General features: G+C 58.2%; 18 protein-coding genes and 1 riboswitch. Of the genes, 15 read left to right on the top strand and 3 right to left on the bottom strand.

The window, feature by feature from the left end; translation table 11 throughout:
* The first annotated feature begins 86 nt into the window (after positions 1 to 86).
* The 4 genes from A6764_RS17195 to A6764_RS17180 all read left to right on the top strand — a co-directional run bounded on the left by A6764_RS17195 (position 87) and on the right by A6764_RS17180 (position 4,559).
* The gene (locus A6764_RS17195) at positions 87 to 374 is read left to right on the top strand and encodes a hypothetical protein (protein WP_035300958.1); all 288 of its coding nucleotides are present in this window, start codon (positions 87 to 89) and stop codon (positions 372 to 374) included.
* A 137-nt stretch (positions 375 to 511) separates the two neighbouring features.
* On the top strand, positions 512 to 829 hold the full coding sequence (trxA, locus tag A6764_RS17190) for a thioredoxin (protein WP_029097597.1): 318 nt from the start codon (positions 512 to 514) through the stop codon (positions 827 to 829).
* 204 nt (positions 830 to 1,033) lie between these two features.
* Entirely contained in the window at positions 1,034 to 2,815 is a 1,782-nt protein-coding gene (uvrC, locus tag A6764_RS17185; protein ID WP_065068074.1) for an excinuclease ABC subunit UvrC, read from the top strand.
* An 81-nt stretch (positions 2,816 to 2,896) separates the two neighbouring features.
* Positions 2,897 to 3,083, top strand: a riboswitch (Lysine riboswitch).
* Positions 3,084 to 3,317: 234 nt separating this feature from the next.
* Positions 3,318 to 4,559 (top strand): aspartate kinase, encoded by a 1,242-nt coding sequence (locus A6764_RS17180; RefSeq protein WP_065068075.1) that lies wholly within the window; start codon positions 3,318 to 3,320, stop codon positions 4,557 to 4,559.
* Between the two features lie 175 nt (positions 4,560 to 4,734).
* On the opposite strand, the gene A6764_RS17175 is transcribed toward A6764_RS17180, so the two are convergent.
* Complete coding sequence (locus A6764_RS17175) at positions 4,735 to 5,181, bottom strand: DUF2507 domain-containing protein (protein WP_065068076.1); 447 nt, start codon at positions 5,179 to 5,181, stop codon at positions 4,735 to 4,737.
* Between the two features lie 410 nt (positions 5,182 to 5,591).
* Between A6764_RS17175 and A6764_RS17170 the strand changes: the two genes are divergently transcribed.
* The 3 genes from A6764_RS17170 to sdhB are packed head-to-tail and all read left to right on the top strand — an operon-like array spanning position 5,592 to position 8,750.
* Positions 5,592 to 6,203 (top strand): succinate dehydrogenase cytochrome b558 subunit, encoded by a 612-nt coding sequence (locus A6764_RS17170; RefSeq protein ID WP_065068077.1) that lies wholly within the window; start codon positions 5,592 to 5,594, stop codon positions 6,201 to 6,203.
* An 18-nt stretch (positions 6,204 to 6,221) separates the two neighbouring features.
* A complete protein-coding gene (gene sdhA, locus A6764_RS17165) occupies positions 6,222 to 7,982 on the top strand; it encodes a succinate dehydrogenase flavoprotein subunit (protein WP_029097592.1) in 1,761 nt (586 codons plus the stop codon).
* Between the two features lie 18 nt (positions 7,983 to 8,000).
* Positions 8,001 to 8,750, top strand: coding sequence for a succinate dehydrogenase iron-sulfur subunit (sdhB, locus tag A6764_RS17160; protein WP_044897495.1), 750 nt, complete (start codon positions 8,001 to 8,003; stop codon positions 8,748 to 8,750).
* 131 nt (positions 8,751 to 8,881) lie between these two features.
* Here the strand turns inward: sdhB and A6764_RS17155 are convergent, their stop codons facing one another.
* A complete protein-coding gene (locus tag A6764_RS17155) occupies positions 8,882 to 10,465 on the bottom strand; it encodes an MDR family MFS transporter (RefSeq protein WP_065068078.1) in 1,584 nt (527 codons plus the stop codon).
* A gap of 6 nt (positions 10,466 to 10,471) precedes the next feature.
* The gene (locus A6764_RS17150; RefSeq protein WP_035300435.1) at positions 10,472 to 10,915 is read right to left on the bottom strand and encodes a MarR family winged helix-turn-helix transcriptional regulator; all 444 of its coding nucleotides are present in this window, start codon (positions 10,913 to 10,915) and stop codon (positions 10,472 to 10,474) included.
* Positions 10,916 to 11,106: 191 nt separating this feature from the next.
* On the opposite strand from A6764_RS17150, the gene A6764_RS22275 reads away from it, so the two are divergent.
* From A6764_RS22275 to A6764_RS17105, 8 genes are all read left to right on the top strand, one after another.
* Positions 11,107 to 14,865: a S8 family serine peptidase gene (locus A6764_RS22275; RefSeq protein WP_065068089.1), complete on the top strand. Its 3,759-nt coding sequence runs from the start codon at positions 11,107 to 11,109 to the stop codon at positions 14,863 to 14,865.
* 109 nt (positions 14,866 to 14,974) lie between these two features.
* Positions 14,975 to 15,355 carry a hypothetical protein gene (locus A6764_RS17135; protein WP_029097587.1) on the top strand — a complete coding sequence of 127 codons (381 nt, stop codon included), beginning with the start codon at positions 14,975 to 14,977 and terminating at the stop codon, positions 15,353 to 15,355.
* Between the two features lie 100 nt (positions 15,356 to 15,455).
* On the top strand, positions 15,456 to 15,914 hold the full coding sequence (locus A6764_RS17130) for a chemotaxis protein CheX (RefSeq protein ID WP_029097586.1): 459 nt from the start codon (positions 15,456 to 15,458) through the stop codon (positions 15,912 to 15,914).
* A gap of 158 nt (positions 15,915 to 16,072) precedes the next feature.
* Complete coding sequence (locus A6764_RS17125) at positions 16,073 to 16,936, top strand: ABC transporter permease subunit (RefSeq protein WP_065068079.1); 864 nt, start codon at positions 16,073 to 16,075, stop codon at positions 16,934 to 16,936.
* Positions 16,937 to 16,967: 31 nt separating this feature from the next.
* The gene (locus tag A6764_RS17120; protein ID WP_065068080.1) at positions 16,968 to 17,894 is read left to right on the top strand and encodes an ABC transporter permease; all 927 of its coding nucleotides are present in this window, start codon (positions 16,968 to 16,970) and stop codon (positions 17,892 to 17,894) included.
* 383 nt (positions 17,895 to 18,277) lie between these two features.
* Positions 18,278 to 18,598: a hypothetical protein gene (locus tag A6764_RS17115; RefSeq protein WP_141669781.1), complete on the top strand. Its 321-nt coding sequence runs from the start codon at positions 18,278 to 18,280 to the stop codon at positions 18,596 to 18,598.
* Positions 18,599 to 18,669: 71 nt separating this feature from the next.
* Complete coding sequence (locus A6764_RS17110; protein WP_141669782.1) at positions 18,670 to 19,557, top strand: hypothetical protein; 888 nt, start codon at positions 18,670 to 18,672, stop codon at positions 19,555 to 19,557.
* Positions 19,558 to 19,846: 289 nt separating this feature from the next.
* Positions 19,847 to 20,068 (top strand): helix-turn-helix domain-containing protein, encoded by a 222-nt coding sequence (locus A6764_RS17105; protein WP_003387736.1) that lies wholly within the window; start codon positions 19,847 to 19,849, stop codon positions 20,066 to 20,068.
* Positions 20,069 to 20,143: the final 75 nt, after the last annotated feature.

Here is a 20,143-nt window from a genome sequence, read left to right as displayed (position 1 = left end):
GGCTGCGCACCGTTTTTTTGTCCGCCCCCGCTGTCGTACGCTTGTCCTGTCCGCTATAATAACAAGGAAAAGGGAGAGTGGTCGGAATGAGTGAGGAACTGCTGCGGCAGTTGATCCATATGGTGGCGGAAAACAACCGCATCGTCAAGGAATCGGTCGAGGAGCTGCGCGAGTTCAAACGTGAAATGTACGCGTTTCGCGAGGAGATGTATGTGTTTCGCGACGACATGTACGCGTTTCGCGACGAAACCAACCGCCGCTTTGACCGCCTGGAACGGCATCATCAACTGCTGGAATCCGATTTTGACCTGATGCACCGCAAAGTGTGCGACCACGAACGGGAGATCAACCGGCTGAAGCACATGGGGCAATAGAGTGCGGCGATTCCGGACAGACTAACGTGGAAAGCGCGGCAAAGTGTCGTCCGCCGTAGTCATTTCCGGTGGAGAATGATATACTGTAGGGCGTATGGAACCTTTTGGCGTACCGAATAGAAGGAGGTAACGATACCATGGCAATTGTACATGCAACCGATCAAACCTTTTCCCAGGAAGTGGAGCAAGGCGGCACTGTCCTGGTTGACTTCTGGGCTCCGTGGTGCGGCCCCTGCAAAATGATCTCGCCGGTGCTGGAGCAGATCGACAGCGAAGTGGGGACCAAGCTGAAAATCGTTAAAGTAAACGTGGACGAGAATCCGGAATCCGCCGGCCGCTTCGGCGTGATGTCCATCCCGACGCTGATCGTGTTTAAAGACGGTCAGCCGGTCGACAAGGTAATCGGCTTCCAACCGAAGGAAGCGCTGATGGGCACGCTGGGCAAACACCTGTAAGGAAAACGGATCAACACCTGCCTGGCCGCTTAAGCCGGGCAGGGTTCGTCATCAGCATTCGCACTGCGCGGATGCTGATTTTTTTGTGCCAGCGAGAAACAGTCGTGTTTCGCCGAAAAACGTGGTAACATGGGGACGGAACGTACATTCCCGCCCGTGCGGGAAGGGCCGATGGGCCGGACATGAAGAAAGGAGGGGGCAGCCGTGAACAGCTCCTTGAAAGACAAGCTGGCCGTCCTGCCGGAGAAGCCGGGCTGCTACCTGATGAAAAACAAGGACGGAGACATCATCTACGTGGGCAAGGCCAAGGTGCTGAAGAACCGCGTCCGTTCCTACTTTACGGGCAGTCACGACGGCAAGACGCAGTTATTGGTCAGCGAAATTGCCGACTTTGAATACATCGTTGTCTCCTCGGCGATCGAAGCGCTGATTTTGGAGTGCAACCTGATCAAGCAGCACAATCCGCGCTACAACGTGATGCTGAAGGACGACAAAACCTATCCGTACATCAAGATCACCAACGAAAAACATCCGCGCCTGGAAATCACCCGCAAGGTGGTCAAGGACAAGGCGCGTTATTTTGGTCCCTACGCCAACGCGGGGGCGGCATCCGAGGTAAAGAAGCTGCTGGACCGCCTCTACCCGCTGCGCAAGTGCAAAACGCTGCCGAAGCAGGTCTGTCTGTACTACCATCTGGGGCAGTGCCTGGCTCCCTGCGTCCATGAGGTACCCGCGGAAGAGAACCAGCGGCTGGTGGAAGAGATCTGCCGCTTTCTCGACGGCGGTCACGAGGAGGTGAAGCGGGAGCTGACGGAAAAGATGCTGCAGGCGGCGGAAAACATGGAGTTTGAGCGGGCCAAGGAGCTTCGCGACCAGATCCGCAGCATCGAAGCCGTGATGGAGAAGCAGAAGGTAACCTTTACCGACACGGTGGACCGTGACATCATCGGCTTTGCCGTCGACAAGGGCTGGATGTGCGTCCAGATTTTCTACATGCGGCAGGGAAAGATGATCGAGCGGGAGACGACGTCGTTTCCGTACTACGGCGACGAGGCGGAGGACTTTATGTCCTACGTCACCCAGTTTTACTACGACAAGCAGAACGCACTGCCCAAGGAAATTTTGCTGCCAGAGCAGAGCGAGCCGGAGCTGTTGGCGGAGTGGCTGGGCGTCAAGGTGTACGTGCCCAAGCGGGGCAAAAAGCGGGAACTGGTGCAGATGGCCTCCGAAAACGCGCGGATAGCCCTGCAGGAAAAGTTTGCGCTGATGTCCAAGGACGATGCGCGGACGATCCAGGCGGTGCACAATCTGGGGCACGTGCTCGGAATTGGCACGCCGCACCGCATCGAGGCGTTTGACAACTCCAACATTCAGGGCACGGAACCGGTGTCCGCGATGGTCGTCTTTACCGACGGCCGGCCGGACAAGAAAGAGTACCGCAAATTCAAGATCAAAAGCGTCGAGGGGCCGGACGACTACGGGGCGATGCGGGAAGTGATCCGCCGCCGCTACACCCGCCTACTGAAGGAAAACCAGCCGCTGCCCGACCTGATCGTCATCGACGGCGGCAAAGGGCAGATCAGCGCGGCGATGGACGTGCTGGAAAACGAGCTGGGGCTCTACATCCCCGTCTGCGGCCTGGCCAAGGACGAAAAGCACCGGACGGCCCAACTGCTCTACGGCGATCCGCCGGAACCGGTGGAGCTTCGCCGGGACAGCTACGAGTTTTACCTGCTGCAGCGGATCCAGGACGAGGTGCACCGCTTTGCCATCACGTTTCACCGGCAGGCGCGCAGCAGGACGATGCTCTCGTCCCGGCTGGACGAGATTCCCGGTGTCGGCGAAAAGCGGCGCAAGCTGTTGTTCCAGCATTTTGGCTCGCTGAAAAAGATGCGAGAAGCGACGGTGGAGGACTTCCGGCAGATCGGTATCGGCGACAAGCTGGCCCGCGAGATTATCCGCCATCTTCGGCAGATGGAAACGTAACGCCAAAAAGGTCGTTGAACCCGAGGCGGCTTCATGGTATAATCCCATACAAACAGCATAACAAGCCTCACTTCCCGTTTGGAGTGAGGTAGAGGCGCGAAAACCATGAGTACCTCCCTGAGATCGGGCATCTGTGACGGGTACGGGAAAGGGGAATTCGCCGAAGTACGGAGAAAGGCCCGCTTCCTCCGTGCTGGGCCTGCGTTGAACAAGCGCAGGACTGTCATCCGCGCAATCACCCGTTGCCGGATGGAGAGCTATCTCACGATGTCGGTTGAGGATGGAACAGGGTGTGTTCCGTCATGCTCAACTGTTCACGTGGTCAAGGGAAGGAGGAACCGGTATGTCGAACTGGCAGGCAGTGACAGGTGTATCCTCGTCGCTGCCTTTTTTGCAAGAGTGAGAAAAACGGCATGTTCCAACAGAAAATGGAACGAAGATGGCCTGACAGAGAAGAATCAAACGAGAAATCATGTTGAATAGGAAAAGGGAGAGAAGCCGCATGGGGTTGATCGTGCATAAATACGGAGGCACCTCCGTAGGTACCATCGAACGGATTATGAAAGTAGCGGACCGGATTATACAATATAAGGAAGCGGGACACGACATGGTCGTCGTCGTGTCGGCGATGGGCAAGTCCACGGACGTGCTGGTGGACATGGCCAAACAGATTTCCCCCTACCCGTCGGAGCGGGAGATGGACATGCTGCTGGCGACAGGCGAGCAGGTGTCGATTGCGCTTTTGGCGATGGCGCTGCACCAAAAAGGGTATGACGCCATTTCCCTGACGGGCTGGCAGGCGGGAGTGACGACCGAATCGATCCACGGCAAGGCGCGGATCACCCATATCGAGACGGAACGGATTCGGAAGGAGCTGGCGCGCGGCCGGGTCGTCATCGTGGCTGGATTCCAGGGAGTCAGCGAAGCGGGCGAGATCACCACGCTGGGCCGCGGCGGTTCGGACACGTCCGCGGTGGCACTGGCAGCCAGCCTCAACGCGGACAAATGCGAAATTTTCACAGACGTGGCCGGCGTATACACCGCCGACCCGCGTGTGGTTCCGACGGCGAGCAAGCTGGACAGCATTTCCTATGACGAAATGCTGGAACTGGCCAACCTGGGGGCGGGCGTGCTGCATCCGCGCTCGGTGGAGGCGGCCAAGACCCACAAGGTCCGGCTGGTCGTCCGCTCCAGCTTTACGACAGAAGAAGGCACGTACGTAGAGGAGGTTGCGCATATGGAAACAGGAAGAGTAGTAAGCGGCGTCGCCCACGACGAAGACGTCGCAAAGGTGACGGTTGTGGGAATGGCCGCGCGCGTGGGCACGCTGTCCCGTCTGTTCAACACGCTGGCGGATCACCAGGTGAACGTGGACATCATCATCCAAAGCTCGTACGACGCGGCCGTGACCAACATTTCCTTCACGGTGGCGGGGAGCGACCTGAAAAAGACGCTCGACACGCTGAACGCCCACCGGGATCAGCTCGGCTTTGAAAAAGTGGAGTACGAAGAGGGCCTGTCCAAGGTCTCGATTGTCGGAGCCGGCATGGTACACAATCCGGGCGTGGCCGCCGAGATGTTCCGCGTGCTGGCCGAGCAGGAGATCACGATCAAAATGGTCTCCACGTCCGACATCAAGGTCTCCTGCGTCATCCCGGCGGAACACACCGAGCGGGCCGTGCGCAGCCTGCACACCGCATACGGCCTCGACGTGGCGGAAACAGCGGTCGTGCACGGGGTGTAACCCGACTGACAAACCAATAGCGACGCCACATGCTGCCTCCCCCTTTTTTCGCCGCGGAAAAAGGGGGGGATTTTTTACGGGAGGATTTTTTACGGGGAAATCTTTTTGCGGCGGCGATACGTTGCCTCACCGTCCGAATCCTGTCCGTCCGGCCCGTACCCGTCCCGGCAAGACCTTACCAGCGGACCGTGATCAGGACACTGCTCGTCTCCTCCGCCTCCATCCGGGCTTCCGTCTCCTGCTCCTTCCAGCGGCCGACAGCGCCGGCGATGATGCCGCACTCCAGGGAGAGGGAACGGTTGATCCGGTCGGGCGACATGTAGCGATAGATGGTATGGGTCAGGCGATAACGAAGCTGCCGCTCCCCGTCTTCCAGCAGGTCCAGTTTGCCCAGCCCCAGGCGGATAAAGGGAAACACCAGGCCGTTGGCGGAGCGGATGGGAATCTGCCGCCCCATTTCCTTTCCCAGCCAGTGGAGAATGGGCGGTTCGCTTTCGCCCAGCAGCGTGCGGGTGAGGTGCTCCCGCAGCAAGTGATAGCCAAGATAGGGCATGTGGATGCGCTCGATATCGGCGATGACGCGGGAAGGCAGCAGGGCTCCCAGTTGATCCGGTTCTTTCATTTCGCGATCCTCCTTCCCGGCTGCAGGCCGCGCGATAGCTTGTCCGCTGTCGGACCCTCCTGCGGACGCCGGTCTTTTGCAGCCGATTGGTCAACCTGTTTGGTACCAGACTATGAGAGAGCGGCCGTGTCTATGACAGATTCATAGAAAAATCGGACCATTGATACGTGTAATCCAACAATGGAATTAGTCTATTCACTGTCTTGACGCTCCTAGAAGACAGGAGTACAATTGGTTGTGGTTCAACGTTTTGCCCAACTTTTTTCCGTTTTCCGACACAATTTGCCAAGCCGTGCGGCAGGGACGGCAGGCTGCTGCGGTTTATGTCTAACCGGCGGGGCAATGGGTTAGGATAGTGGGGAAAAGATTTACCAAAGAACGCTACTTACAATTGAAAGGGGGACCATTGTATGGCAAAAGGCCATAGCTTTCTGAACCACAAGCTGCATTCTCTTCTCGGTTTGTTCCCAATCGGGCTGTTCCTCTTGTTCCACTTGACAGCGAACTATCAGGCAACCCGGGGACCGGAAGCTTTCAACCAGGTAGTAGGAATGATCGAACACGTTCCATTCCTGCTCGCCGTGGAATTCATCTTCATCTACATTCCCATCCTGTTCCATGCCGTGTACGGGATCTACATTGCCTTCCAGGCGAAACACAATGTGGGCAACTTCGGACATTTCCGCAACCACATGTTCCTCTGGCAGCGCCTTACGGGAATCATCACACTCATCTTTATCGCTTGGCACGTGTACGAAACGCGCATTCAAAAAGCGCTGGGTGCCGAAGTGAACTTTGACATGATGACCAACATTCTCAGCGATCCGCTGATGGTCGTTTTCTACACCATCGGGATTCTCAGCACCGTGTTTCACTTTTCCAACGGGCTCTGGTCGTTCCTCGTACACTGGGGCATCACCGTCGGTCCACGTTCCCAGCGTTTCGCCACTTATCTGACCATGGGCATTTTTGTAATCGTTTCGCTCATCGGCTTGCGGGCGATGTCTGCATTCATTCTGTAGGGATAGGGGGACTCATTCATGGCAAAAGGTAAACTGATCATTGTCGGTGGCGGCCTTGCCGGATTAATGGCTACCATCAAAGCAGCAGAAAAGGGCGTTCCCGTACAGTTGTTCTCCCTGGTTCCGGTTAAGCGTTCCCACTCCGTCTGTGCACAGGGCGGCATCAACGGCGCGGTGAACACCAAAGGGGAAGGCGACTCCACCTGGGAGCACTTCGACGATACCATTTACGGCGGCGACTTCCTGGCGAACCAACCGCCTGTTAAAGCGATGTGCGACGCGGCTCCGGGCATCATCTACATGCTGGACCGGATGGGCGTCATGTTCAACCGTACGCCGGAGGGTCTCTTGGACTTCCGCCGTTTCGGGGGGACCAAGCATCACCGTACCGCGTTTGCCGGCGCAACGACCGGGCAGCAGCTCCTCTACGCGCTGGACGAGCAAGTGCGCCGCTTTGAAACGGAAGGTCTCGTGACCAAGTACGAATACTGGGACTTCCTTGGAGTTGTTTTGGACGACGCCGGCACCTGTCGGGGGATCACGGCGCAGAACCTGCGCAACGGCGAGATCCAATCCTTCCGCGCCGACGCCGTCATCCTGGCGACCGGGGGACCCGGCATCATCTTCGGCAAATCGACCAACTCGATCATCAACACCGGTACCGCGGCATCTGCGGCATACCAGCAGGGCGTCATTTACGCCAACGGCGAAATGATCCAGATTCACCCGACCGCCATCCCGGGCGACGACAAGCTGCGCCTGATGTCCGAGTCGGCTCGCGGTGAAGGCGGACGCGTCTGGACCTACAAGGACGGCAAACCGTGGTACTTCCTCGAAGAAAAGTACCCGGCCTACGGCAACCTGGTGCCGCGCGACATTGCCACCCGCGAAATCTTCCACGTCTGCGTGGATCTGAAGCTGGGCATCAACGGCGAAAACATGGTGTATCTCGACCTGTCCCACAAAGACCCGAAAGAGCTGGACGTCAAACTGGGCGGCATTATCGAGATCTACGAGAAGTTCGTGGGCGAGGACCCGCGCAAGGTACCGATGAAAATCTTCCCGGCCGTGCACTACTCGATGGGCGGCATGTGGGTAGACTACAACCAGATGACCAACATCCCGGGTCTGTTCGCTGCGGGTGAGTGCGACTACTCCCAGCACGGTGCGAACCGCCTCGGCGCCAACTCCCTGCTTTCCGCGATCTACGGCGGCATGGTGGCAGGTCCGAAGGCAATCGAGTACATGAACGGCCTGGAGCAGTCCTGCGACGTTCTGCCCTCCACGCTGTACGACAGCTACACGAAGAAAGAACAGGAGAAATACGACAACATTCTCAAGATGGACGGCACCGAGAACGCGTACCTCCTGCACAAGGAACTGGGCGAGTGGATGACCGACAACGTGACCGTCGTGCGCTACAACGACCGCCTGAAGAAGACGGACGAAAAGATCCAGGAACTGATGGAGCGCTACAAGCGGATCAACATCAACGACACGAGCAAGTGGAGCAACTCCGGCGCAGCCTTCACCCGTCACCTGTGGAACATGCTGGTGCTTGCCCGCGTAATCACGATCAGTGCGCTGATGCGCGACGAAAGCCGCGGCGCTCACTACAAACCGGAGTTCCCGGAGCGCAACGACGAGAAGTTCCTGAAAACGACGATGGCCAAATACAATCCGGAGACCACCGCGCCGGAGATCTACTACGAAGACGTGGATGTATCGCTGATTCCGCCGCGTAAGCGGGACTACACGTCCGACAAGAAGAAGAAGTAAGAGGGGAGGGAACTGATCATGGCCGAAAAGTTTGTCCACCTGATTATCACCCGTCAAGACAGCCCTGACAGCACTCCGTACAAGGAAGAATTCAAGGTTCCGTACCGCCCGAACATGAACGTGATCTCGGCGTTGATGGAAATCCAGCGCAATCCGGTGAACGCGCAAGGCCAAAAAACGACGCCGGTCAACTGGGAATCCAACTGCCTGGAGGAAGTGTGCGGCGCGTGCTCCATGGTGATTAACGGCAGACCGCGCCAGGCGTGTTCCGCTCTGATCGACAAGCTGGAGCAGCCGATCCGTCTGGAACCGATGAGCACCTTCCCGGTTCAGCGCGACCTGTCCGTTGACCGCAGCCGCATGTTTGACGCACTGAAACGCGTCAAGGCATGGATTCCGATCGACGGTACCCACGACCTGGGTCCGGGTCCGCGGATGCCGGAAGTGGAACGCCAATGGGCGTACGAACTGTCCAAGTGCATGACCTGCGGCGTCTGCCTGGAAGCGTGTCCGAACGTCAACGAAAAATCGGCGTTCATCGGTCCGTTCGCCATCTCCCAGGTGCGTCTGTTCAACCAGCACCCGACAGGTGCGATGAACAAGCACGAGCGTCTGGAAGCGCTGCTGGAAGACGGCGGCATCGCCGACTGCGGAAACTCGCAAAACTGCGTGCAAGCCTGTCCAAAAGGCATTCCGCTGACCACTTCCATCGCTCACATGAACAAAGAGACGACCAAATACGCTCTGAAGAAATTCTTCTTCTCCTGATTTCTCGTGCAGGGGATAACAGACGACAACAGGCGTGCAAACCACGGTAACGGTTTGCACGCCTGTCTGCATGTTTGGCGTCTGCCTGGATCGATGATCGTGCCTTTTTCCGGACGAGCGCCGCGCGATGTTTACGCGGCTTTTTGAGCGGACGCCTTTTGCTCCGGAGGGGACAGCTTGATTTTGCCGAGCATCATGGCGAGCACGGCCCCCGCCAGGATAAAGACGAGCCCGACGAGATACACCTCATGGAGCGAGGCGACCATGTCCGTCTTGAGAATCGGCAGCAGGATCTGCCGGATGCCGGCCGGAATGGAGGCCAGCGCTTCCGGGCTCAGCAGCATGGAGTACAGGCCCTGCGGGTTTGTCTGAATCATCGCGGAAAACTGCTCCGCCATGCCGTGAGCCTGCTGCGGCAGTTTTTCCAAACGGGGCATGAGGTCATGCGTCAGCAGGGCGGTCGAGCGATGGTTCATGACCGCTCCCAGAACGGTCATGCCAAACGTTCCGCCGATTTGACGGAAGAACTGGCTCGAGGATGTGACGACTCCCCGTTCCGATTTGGGGAAGGATTCCTGCAGCGCGATGGTAATCAGCGGCATCACCAGCCCGATCCCCAGTCCCAGCACGATCATGTACGACATCGCTTCCCATTTGGAGGTGGTTACGACCATCGTGGACAGCAGCCAGAAGCCGGCCGCCATCGTGATCATCCCGATCAGCATCTGTGTGCGGACGCCGATTTTCTTTACGATCCGGCCTCCCGCGATGCTGGTCAGCATCATGGCCAGCATCATCGGCACCATGATGGTCCCGGACTCGGACGGGCTGATGCCGACAATGCCCTGCATGAACAGCGGTACGAACATGATGGCGCCAAACATCCCGACCGACATGAGAAACCCGATACCGTTCAGCAGCGTGAAGGTTTTGTTCCGAAACAGATGCAGCGGCAGAATCGGCTCGGCCGTTCTCGACTCCACGATCACGAAAGCGGTCAGAAACGCGGCCGACAGACCGAACAGCGAGAGGATCTGCCACGACGTCCAGGGGAAGTCCTTTCCGCCAAACGTCAGGGCGAGAAGCAGGCTGACGACGCCGCCGGTCATGGTGAACATGCCCCAGATGTCGATGTTGACCGGTCCGCTGATCCGCTGCGATTTGAGTGCCAGCGCAATCAGGATGACGGCGAGAATGCCGACCGGCAGATTGATGTAAAAGACCCATCGCCAGTTCAGCGTGTCGACGATCCAGCCGCCAACCTGCGGCCCCAGAATGGAGGAGAGTCCGAAGACGGCGCCAAAGACCCCCTGCCATTTGGCCCGCTGCTCGCCGGTAAACAGATCGCCGACGATAATCATCGCCATCGGCATCATGATGCCGCCGCCGATGCCCTGGATCGCGCGGAAGACGATGAGCTGGTTCATCGTCTGGGCGGCCCCGCAGAGAACGGAACCGGCCATGAAAAGAATCAAGCCGGTCACATAGACCACTTTGCGGCCGATCAAGTCGGCCAATTTGCCGGTGATCGGCACGACGGCCGTGGAGGTCAGCATGTAGGCCGTGGTCAGCCAGGTCATGACCCCCAAGCCGCCCAGTTCGCCGACGATGCGCGGCATGGCGGTTCCCACAATCGTATTGTCCAGAGACGCAAACAACATTGCCACTAACAGTCCGACAATGAGAAGTCCTCGTTTTTCTTGTTGTTCCTGCATAAGATGTCACTCCTTCTCATGTGTTGCGATGCGGGCCAGCTTTTCGAAAAGGCGGACGAGCGCGTCCAGCTCATCCGGGGTCAGATGGCGCAGATAGCGTTGGACAACCTCTTTTCGCTTCCGTTGGGCCTGCTGCAGAATGGCCGCCCCCTGTTCGGTCAACCGGATGGTCACGACGCGGCGGTCGTGCTCGTCCCGGTCGCGCTGGACGAATCCGTGCTTCAGCAGCCGGTCCACCATCGCCGTGATCGCGCTCGGTTTGACGCACATGTTGTCCGCCAGTTCGGTCACCGAACGCGGTCCCTTTTTGGAGAGAAGACTCAGGATGTAAAACTGCGGGCCGGTCAGATCCGCGGACGATTCCGCCAGTTCCGGTCCCAGTTTTCTCATCGTCGTGGAAAAGGCGATCTGAAGCCGCTCGATCGCTTGATCCAAGTCCTTCTGATCCATGATGCACACCTTCCATCATCGCCGGCTCTTCATTTCCTGCCGTTAAAATTTATCGGGATTAATATTTAACGTATTTAAATATAAAGTGCGTGAATCCATTTGTCAATCTGCGCGGCCATCCGATTTATGGGAATACGAATCTCCCTTCAAAGGAAAACTGAAGGAAATGGATGTTTTTTGGGGGGCAGACGATGAAAAAACGGATCTTGTGCATCGGGATGGCGCTATCCCTGCTTCCGGCGCAGACGGTGGAGATGTGGAAGGCAGAGGCCAACCAACGCGGGCAGGATGCCGCTTTTGCCAAACAGGTGCGTCAGGATCTTCGCGATGCCCATTGGCAGGCGAAGGCGGCTCTGCCTCAACCGGAGCGCGGCGGGATTCATGCTGCCGGTGCAGACGAGTGGAACGCGGCGGAGCATGTGCTGCAGGGTGAACAGGTGGCACAGCCCCCTGCCTCCGGGCTGGAGATGATCGAGGCGCCGAAAGCGTGGCAGGAAGCCGGCGTCAAAGGGGAAGGCATGCTGGTGGCGGTGATTGACACCGGCATCAACGGCAGGCACCCCGATCTGCCTGCGCCGCGTGACAAGCGGCTTGCCCAGCAAAAGTCCGGTTCGACGCAAAAGGTCATCTCCGGCTACAACTGGGCAGACCGCAACCAGACGACCGAGGACGTGGGCGAATCGCAGCACGGCGTGCACGTCGCCGGGATCGTGGCCGCCAACGGGAAGCTGAAGGGCGTGGCGCCCGAAGCCCAACTGCTGAGCCAGAAAGTGTTCAGCAATTACCAGGGGGAAGTGCCGGGATTGAGCGAATCGATCCTGTTTGCGATCAACGATTCGATCGCGAAAAAAGCGGATGTGATCAACCTGAGCCTCGGCTCATCCGCCGGGTACGTGGACGAGACCAACACGGAGCAATTTGCCGTCAAGCGGGCGGTGGACAGCGGCGTGATCGTGGTGGCGGCGGCGGGCAACGACGCCTACTTTGGCAGCGACAAGGTAAAGGCGCAAAATCCCGATGTCTCCATGATCGGCTCTCCCGGTCTGGCGCCGGACGCCTTCTCCGTCGCGTCGGTCAATGCGACGGCCCTGGCCGGCTACAGCTTTTCCGTACAGGGGGTTCCCGGGCTGGAGCGGGTGGTCTACCTGCACGGCCACGCCGCCGGGGGCAGCGTGATCAACCCCGTCCAGGCCTTGATCAAACCGTACGAGCTGATCTACATGGGCAAGGGGAAAAAGGAAGATTACAATGTCTCCGTCAAGGGAAAAGTGGTGCTCCTGGAGCGGGGCGACATCCCTTTTGACGAGAAGCTGCGGCTGGCCCGGGAAGCGGGAGCGGCCGGCGTGATCATCTACAACAACCAGTCGGGGCCGCTGATCATCAGCGCGGAGAACGCCAAACAGATTCCCGCGGTATCCATTTTGAAGCAGACGGGCGAGCGGCTGGCCCAGGCGCTGAAAAAAGGCAAAAAGGTTACGATCAGCTTCGACGGCCAGTACGCGCAAAATCCGATGCCGTATCCGGACGGGGGCACCATCTCCGCCTTTTCCTCCTGGGGACCGACGCCCGATTTGCAGTTCAAGCCGGAGATTGCCGCACCGGGCGGAGGGATCTTGTCGACGGTGCGGGAGTCGGACTACGCGGTCAAAAGCGGCACGTCAATGGCGACCCCGCACGTCGCGGGAGGGATGGCGCTCATCAAGCAGGCGTATCTGAAGCAGGGGCGCAGCCTGCAAGGGCGGGCGCTGGTGGAGACGCTGAAGGCCGCCGCGATGAATACGGCCGCTCCCGTCCTCGACCCGCGCGAAATCGCTGCCGTTTCCGACGGCAGCCGTCCGGGAAAGCTGCCGTACAGCCCGCGCGTCCAGGGAGCAGGGCTGCTGCAGATCGCCAAGGCGATCAAGACGCCGGCGATTGTCACCGATGCCAAAGGAAAGGCGGGCGTTTCGCTCGGGGAGATCGGCGCCCGGACGACGTTTTCGCTCTTCGTGGACAACAAGTTCGGGAAAAAGCCGCTCACCTACCGGATCAAGGACGAGTTCGGCGTGCTGACCGACCTGCGTCAGAACGGGCTCAACCTGCTGACGGAAACCCCGCTGAAAGGGGCGCGGCTGCAATTTTCCAGCCAGCAGGTGACCGTCCGGCCGGGCGAGCGGGCGGAGGTCAAGGTGACGCTGCACATTCCCCCGGAGACGGCGCGCAACCTCTTTGCCGAAGGGTTTATCGCCTTTGAGCCGGTGAATGGCGACGAGCCCGTCCTGCGCGTACCGTACTACGGCTTTTACGGCGATTGGGACGAGCCGCGGGTGATGGACTCCCCCATGTGGGAGGAAGCCAGCCAGGAAAAGCGAACCGGCGTGAAGACAGCCTGGTATCACGACAAGGAAAACGACAAGTGGAAATACCGCGATTACCTGGGAGTCGTCGGGGTGAGCGAAGACGGGACGGTCCAGGTGGACCCGGCGAAGATCGCGTTCTCTCCCAACGGCGACGGCCACTACGACACGGCCGCCCCGTCGATCACCTTTTTGCGCAACGCCCGGCAGGTCATGGTGGACGTGACGGACAGCACGGGCAAACCGATCCGCTCGCTGGTCCGCGACGAAAAGGTGAGCAAGTACGACCAGTCCAAGCTGGGCATTCCCTATTACTACACGGAACGGGAGGAGTGGAGCTGGGACGGCAGGGCGTACTCCCCGGAAAAAGGCACGTACGAGCCGGTGCCGGACGGCGCCTACCAGTTCGTCGTCCGGGCCAAAATCGACGGGCGCAACGCCAACTGGCAGACGCTGACCCTGCCCGTCCGGGTGGATACCAAAGCGCCCGCCGTGACCGCTTCCCTGTCGGGCAACCGCGTCCAGTGGAGCACGAGGGACAAGGATGTGCAGGGCTACCTCTTGTACGTGGGCGGGAAAAAGACGGGAGGACCATACTCGGCCAACGTCACCGGCACGGTGGTCAGCCAGCCGGACAAAAAGGTCACGCTGGTCGCCTACGATTACGCCGGCAACTTCAGTATCGTCCACCTCAACGGGAAGAGCGACGTCGTCCCGCCGTATGTTCAGTTCCCCAACGACCTGTTCCGCTACGTGCTGATTTCCCGCCAGCCGGAAGTGGCGATCAGCGGACGGATCAGTGGGGAAGACATGCTGGACCGCGTGCGGCTCGTCATCAACAAAACCCCGGTGGAGGTGGAGGCGGACGGAGCGTTTCACACCGTCCTGCGCCTGCCGGAGGGACTGAACTACGTCTCGTACAGCGCGAGCGACATGTACGGCAACACCCGGCAGTTTACGCAGCGGGTCATCGTGGACACGGCTCCGCCACTCCTGCAGTTGGCAAACGACGGCTCCGAAGACATTCTGTACGATGTAGGCACCAAGCGCATGCTCGTCCCGATCCGCTTCCACTACCGCGACCTGACGTACAAGGGGCAGGCCAGCGTCAACGGGCAGATCGTCGCAAGCTGGGAAGAAGACCAGTTGGAAAAGCCGGTCTGGAAGCAGTTCACGCACACGCTGCCCCTGAAGCACGGGGAAAACCGCATCCTGCTGGAAGGCAAGGACGGGGCCGGCAACCAATCCTCGCTGGTGATCTATGCGTACGTCGACGCCCATGCCGGTTCGCTGGTGCTGCATCACGGGGAGCAGCGGCTCACCTACACGGCGCGAGCGCTGCCTGCTCCGACGCTGAAACTGGAACATAACAGCCTGGAAGCCCGCGTCGGGGCATCCGTTCCCGTCTCCGGAAAAGTGACGGCTGCGGGCGTCGTCCGGCTGCAGATCGTCTACGGCGATCGCCGGGTCCCGGCGGACGTGAACGACCGGGGCGAGTTTCGCGTGCTGCTGGACGGCGTCCGGGAAGGCAAGCAGAAACTGACGGTGGTGGCCACCGACGCACTGGGACGGGAGGCCCACGGCGAGATCACCGTCGTCGGGAAAGGCGGATAAAGGATGTCTTTGTGACATCCTTTTTTCGCTGCAAGGGAACCGCTTCCGCGCCCATGCCGGCATAGCGGGGATTGCCGCGGGAGCGTTTCTGGGTTAGGAGGAGATTTCCATGTTTTTTCACGGCATCAAGTGGGAATATGTACGGGAGGCGTATCCGCTGCTCTCGCCGCGCCGCAGCGTTTCGCGCAAACGGGGCGACCAGTTGGCCGACCGGCTTCATCTGCTGCAGCAGTTCGGCCTCGAACCCGTCCACCTGCTGGAGGCGGGACCGGACTATCCGCCGGAGCGGTGCGTCCGGGAGTGTCTCTCCTTTGGCGATACGGTGTTTGCCTTTGAACGGCTGGAGGGGCCGCTGTGGCAGCTCAGCCGTCACGAGGTGGGGGTGGAGGTGCTGGATGTGCGTGCGTGCGTGCGGATCTACACGGAGCGGACGGATACCGCCGCCGAGATCAGGGACCTCTTTCCTGGTGTTCTCGTTATCCGGGACTAAAGCATTACAATTTTTTTGCAAATCTCTTGTAACTGTCAAATTTCGACATTATAATGGGCACAAACAGGAAGATTTTGCCCGGGAAAGGAATGGAACGATCATGAACGTCCAATACCTCAATCCGTTTCTGGAGTCGGCCTCCGCGGTCATTCAACAGTTTTGCAACGTGACCGTCACGCGGGGAGAACTGGCCGTGACTGAGTGGGACTACCGGGACGACCATACCTGGATTCGCATCGGCATGACCGGCCATCTGGAAGGCCACGTCTTCTTCGGCCTGCACAACGACCTCGCGCTGCGAATCGTCTCGGCCATGATGGGCGGTTTTCCCGTCAGTGAACTGGACGAGCTGGGAAAAAGCGCGATTTCCGAACTGGGCAACATGATCTCCGGCAACGCCAGCACGATTCTGTACAGCCAGGGCGTCGAAATTGACATCACGCCGCCGCAGTTGATTCAGCACCGTGACATGCTGGCGGTGAGCGGCCCGGCGCTGTCGGCCCCGCTGGATCTGAGCGACATGGGGCGGATGGAGATACAGGTCATCGTGGTGAAATAGGGGGGGAAGGCGTGCGTCAGGAGGCGGCACGCCTTTTTCACGCCGCGGCCCGGCGGGCGTTCTCCAGGGACAACCGGAATTTTGAGAAAACTCGCGATTGTCTGGCTGATTTCTTCCAGATCGTGTATTGTTGGAAATAGGAAGGAGGACTGATCCGCTTGTCCTACGTCAGGCAGTTGATCGGGATGTTTCTGCTCGTGGTCGCCGTCTGCGGCGCGCCGTTCATGCTCTACACCGACAAGGACGAGGTGCACGTTTCCCCGGAAAACGTGATCGTCCGCACGGTGTATTTGCTGGAGCAGATCGCCGACGGTTCGCTCGGCACGTACTGGGTGGGGAATACGGAGCGCAGCATCGCCCAGGACATCGGGCCGTTTGCGCTGAGCACGTTTGAACTGCTGTTTTTCAGCGTCCTGATCGCGGTCGCCGCCAGTCTTTTGTTCGGGCTGTTCCTGCAGCGGTTCGGGGCTGTTCGCCAACTGCAGCGGGCGCTGGACGTCATCGCCACCGTGCCCGACTTCGTCCTCATCATGCTGGCCATCCTGGCCGCCATCCAGTTTTACAAGTGGACCGGCATCCGCATTATCACGCTCTCGCCCTTCAGCGACGCGGACAACAACTGGTTTCCCCTGACCATCCTGGCCATCGGGCCCACCATCTTCCTGATGAAGGGAGTCAGCCTGAAGTACGCCCAGATCGGGGGAGAGGACTACATCCGCACGGCGCTGGCCAAAGGAATGGGCATCTGGCACATTCTCGTCCACCACGTCTACAAGAACGTCAAACCGTTCCTGGTGGCCGACCTGAAAAAGACGATCGCGATCACGGTGGCCAACCTGTTTGTCGTCGAATACCTGCTGAACGTCGTCGGCTTGACCCGGTTCATTTTCAGCAAGGACGGCGGCTTTGAGTTCAACGCGGCCGTGATGGGGCTGATGAGCATCGTTTTGCTCTCCATCCTCGTCTATGTGCTGATCCGGGCCATCCTGTACCTGTTTGAGCGGGCGTTCGTCTACAAATGAGCGTTTAGATGCACACGAGTGAGGTTTTGTCATGCAGATACGTCGAACCAATTGGCCATTGCGGATCGGGGCGGTCCTGGTGTCGTTTCTCGTGGTGCTGGGCATCGTCGGGCCGCACATCGCTCCGTACGAGCTGGATTTTCAGGAAAAGCTGCACAGCGAGACGGTGAACGGCAAAACGGTGATCGTCATGCCGCCGCTTGCGCCGTCCGCGGAGCACTGGCTGGGAACGGACAAGTGGGGCTACGACCTGCTGACGCTGCTGCTTCACGGGGCGCCGTACACGATTTTCGTCACGTTGGCCGTCGCCCTGCTCCGGGTGCTGCTCGGCACGCTGGTCGGCCTGTACATCGGCATCCAGGACAAGCCGCAGCGCTGGTGGCTGTCGGTGGAAAACGCCTGGAGCTACCTGCCGCTGTTCATCCCGGTCTATTTTTTGCTGCGAGGGGTCAGCATCAATCCGGAGCTGCCCACCTCCACCCTGGTCGCGCTGTTTATCGGCGCAGCGGCGGTGCTGGGAGTGCCCAGCGTCGCTTCGTCCATCCGGCAGAAGACGGAGCAAATCAAAGAGACGCAGTTTGTGCTGGCCGCCGTTTCCATGGGAGCGGGACGGGAGCAAATCTTGTTTCGCCACGTCCTGCCGCACATCAAAGAACAGGTGATCGTCATCCTGGTGACGGAGACGGTGGCCGTGATGACACTGATGGGGCTGTTGGGCATGTTTGACCTGTTCATCGGCGGCACGAAGATGACCTACGACCCGGTTCTCTTCCACTCCATGACGCATGAGTGGGCCGGCCTGCTCGGCTCCTACCGCGGCTTTGTCTACAGCAACACCCCCTGGGTTTTCGCCATTCCGCTGGCCGCCTTCATGTTTGCCGTCGGGTCGTTTTCCCTGCTCGCCAAGGGCCTGCGCGATCACTTCCGCGAGACGTACCAGCGCACGCCGTATATCTGAGCGGAGAGGGCGAGACAGATGTGATCCGTTTTTGAGACAGGAACGATACACCTTTTTCGTTTCGCGATGGTACGATGATAGTGTCAAGCAAACAGGAAAGCCGCTCGATACCGGTCGGGCGGCTTTTTGCTTGGCGGAGAGGAATACTGGGGATCTTAACCAAACGGATTACAACCGCCGTGGAATTTTTTATGCTGGCTGTCACATGTTCCGCTTCATCCTTCGTTATTTACAGTGAAAGGGATGGAAAAAAGATCAAGTCCATATTTGTGTGTAAATTCCTCTCGACTAGATAATTAAATTACCAAATCGAGTCACTTTAGACACTACTTCTGGAGTGTACGCACAAACCGGACAATCTGAACAATCTGCCGCCCTTGAGGTTGCAAAGAAAAAACGGGGAGTATAACCGAATCGTTCGAAGGAAGCACCTGGCGCTGGCCTTCGATATTGCGGTGCAAAACGGCGGAATCAAAAATTCAGCGGCAAAAGAAATCGAACGGCAAATCAGAGGTAAAAAGCTGAGCGACATTGAAAAAATGCGTATAATCGCCAAGGAAGTTGCCGATGCGTCCAATCCGCGCTGGCGTGATGACGTACTCAGCCGCAAAATGACTATTATCAATGGGGGAGGCACCGTCCACGGGAAGAAGTATGATCTGGCGAAACAATATGGCCTGTCGGACCGCAAAATCAAGCGATAATCTTTTTTCACCATTGAAGGTATTCTATAATGATATCTGCTGGGAAAAATTGGGAACTAGGCGGGTTCATCATGGCAGCTCCTAAACAATTCTGGCTTGTCGCCTTTATTCTGGCAGGTCTCTTGGCGGGATGCGCTCAAAAACAAGCTTCCCAACCGGTGCATGATAACTCGGTTACCAAAGTTGCGGCTGCGAAACCAGAGCCGACTGCCCAGACGATAACACCAGTGCCTAAACCTGTCGAGGAACCGGGCAAGGAACCTTCTCAAGGGCACACTCAGCAGCTTGAACAAGCGCTGCGTGAGTTGAAGGGAATGTTGAGTACGATTGGCGACACAAATCGCTCCACTGACGAACGCTCGCAAGCGCTCGAATCGTTTCTGAAAGGGGTGGAATCGTTTCTTCAATCCGAAGGAAGCATGGCATACTTAGACGAGGATCTTACACAAAAACTTGATCAGCAAATCGTGGTCAAGACAAAAGTGGAAAATGGAACCTGCTTTCGGATCGTTCACTATGCCGGCCTACCCGAGCTGTTGGGGACATTAGAGCGAAACTGGACCTTTGTCCAATGGAAAGACGCAAACGGTAAGGTGCATGCGCAACCCCTGATCGAACAAGGAGCGGAAACCACCAACGATTTTGTCGTGACCAAAGCGAAAGATGGGCTATTCATTGGTCTAACCGGCTACCTGACCGTAGAGAAACCACACCCTATTTTTCTCGCCACGTGGACATTGCGTGAAGAGCAATGGCAACCCCGGGCGATACCGAACCTCGCTCAACCTGAGGGATGGTCAGTTGAGGTGACTGACAATGAAGCGTCTTTTCAAGCAGATGGTGAAATGTTCGTGGAAGTAAGTGATGCGGACAAGATCATTCACATCTCTCAGGATGAGGCTGGCAAGAGAATTACCCTTTCGTTTCAATCGGGTGAGGTTATGCTTCAGAAACCGTGATCGAAGTGGACTGCCTATTGGCGGGAAACTGGTTACAACGCCTGATCGGAAACGCCTTCTGCCCAGCACAAGACTTCCAAGCCGAGGGCGTATTTTAATTTGTTGGAGGCCTTTTCCGCTCCCCAGTCACTCCCCCGGAACCCATCGCCCATTTTCTGAATAAGATGTAAGGCAAAAGCCTAAAATCCCTGTAATTCCGGCACCACCACCCACCCCCCTACATAGGATAAGGTGACTCTGTAATCCCTCAACCTTGTTCCTGTAGAGCCCACAAGGAGGGGTGGCACGATTGAAGGGTAGCGACCAAACCAAGCCGTTGTTGACAAATCGAGAAAGAGAAGTGTTTGAACTCTTGGTCCAGGATAAGACGACGAAAGAGATTGCCGGACAACTCTTCATCAGCGAAAAGACCGTACGCAATCACATCAGCAATGTCATGCAGAAATTAGGTGTCAAAGGTCGATCTCAAGCAGTAGTCGAACTCGTTCGACTTGGTGAGTTAGAGATTTGAACCCAGTCCACCCGGCCTCCCTTTTCTTCCCTTGCGAATGGAAGGGAGGATTTTTTTTGTGGAAAGGAACGCTTT

This window comes from Brevibacillus sp. WF146, assembly GCF_001673705.2.
In the GTDB taxonomy this organism is placed as follows: Bacteria; Bacillota; Bacilli; order Brevibacillales; family Brevibacillaceae; genus Brevibacillus; species Brevibacillus thermoruber.
This window is presented reverse-complemented; position numbering and strand designations above follow the sequence as displayed.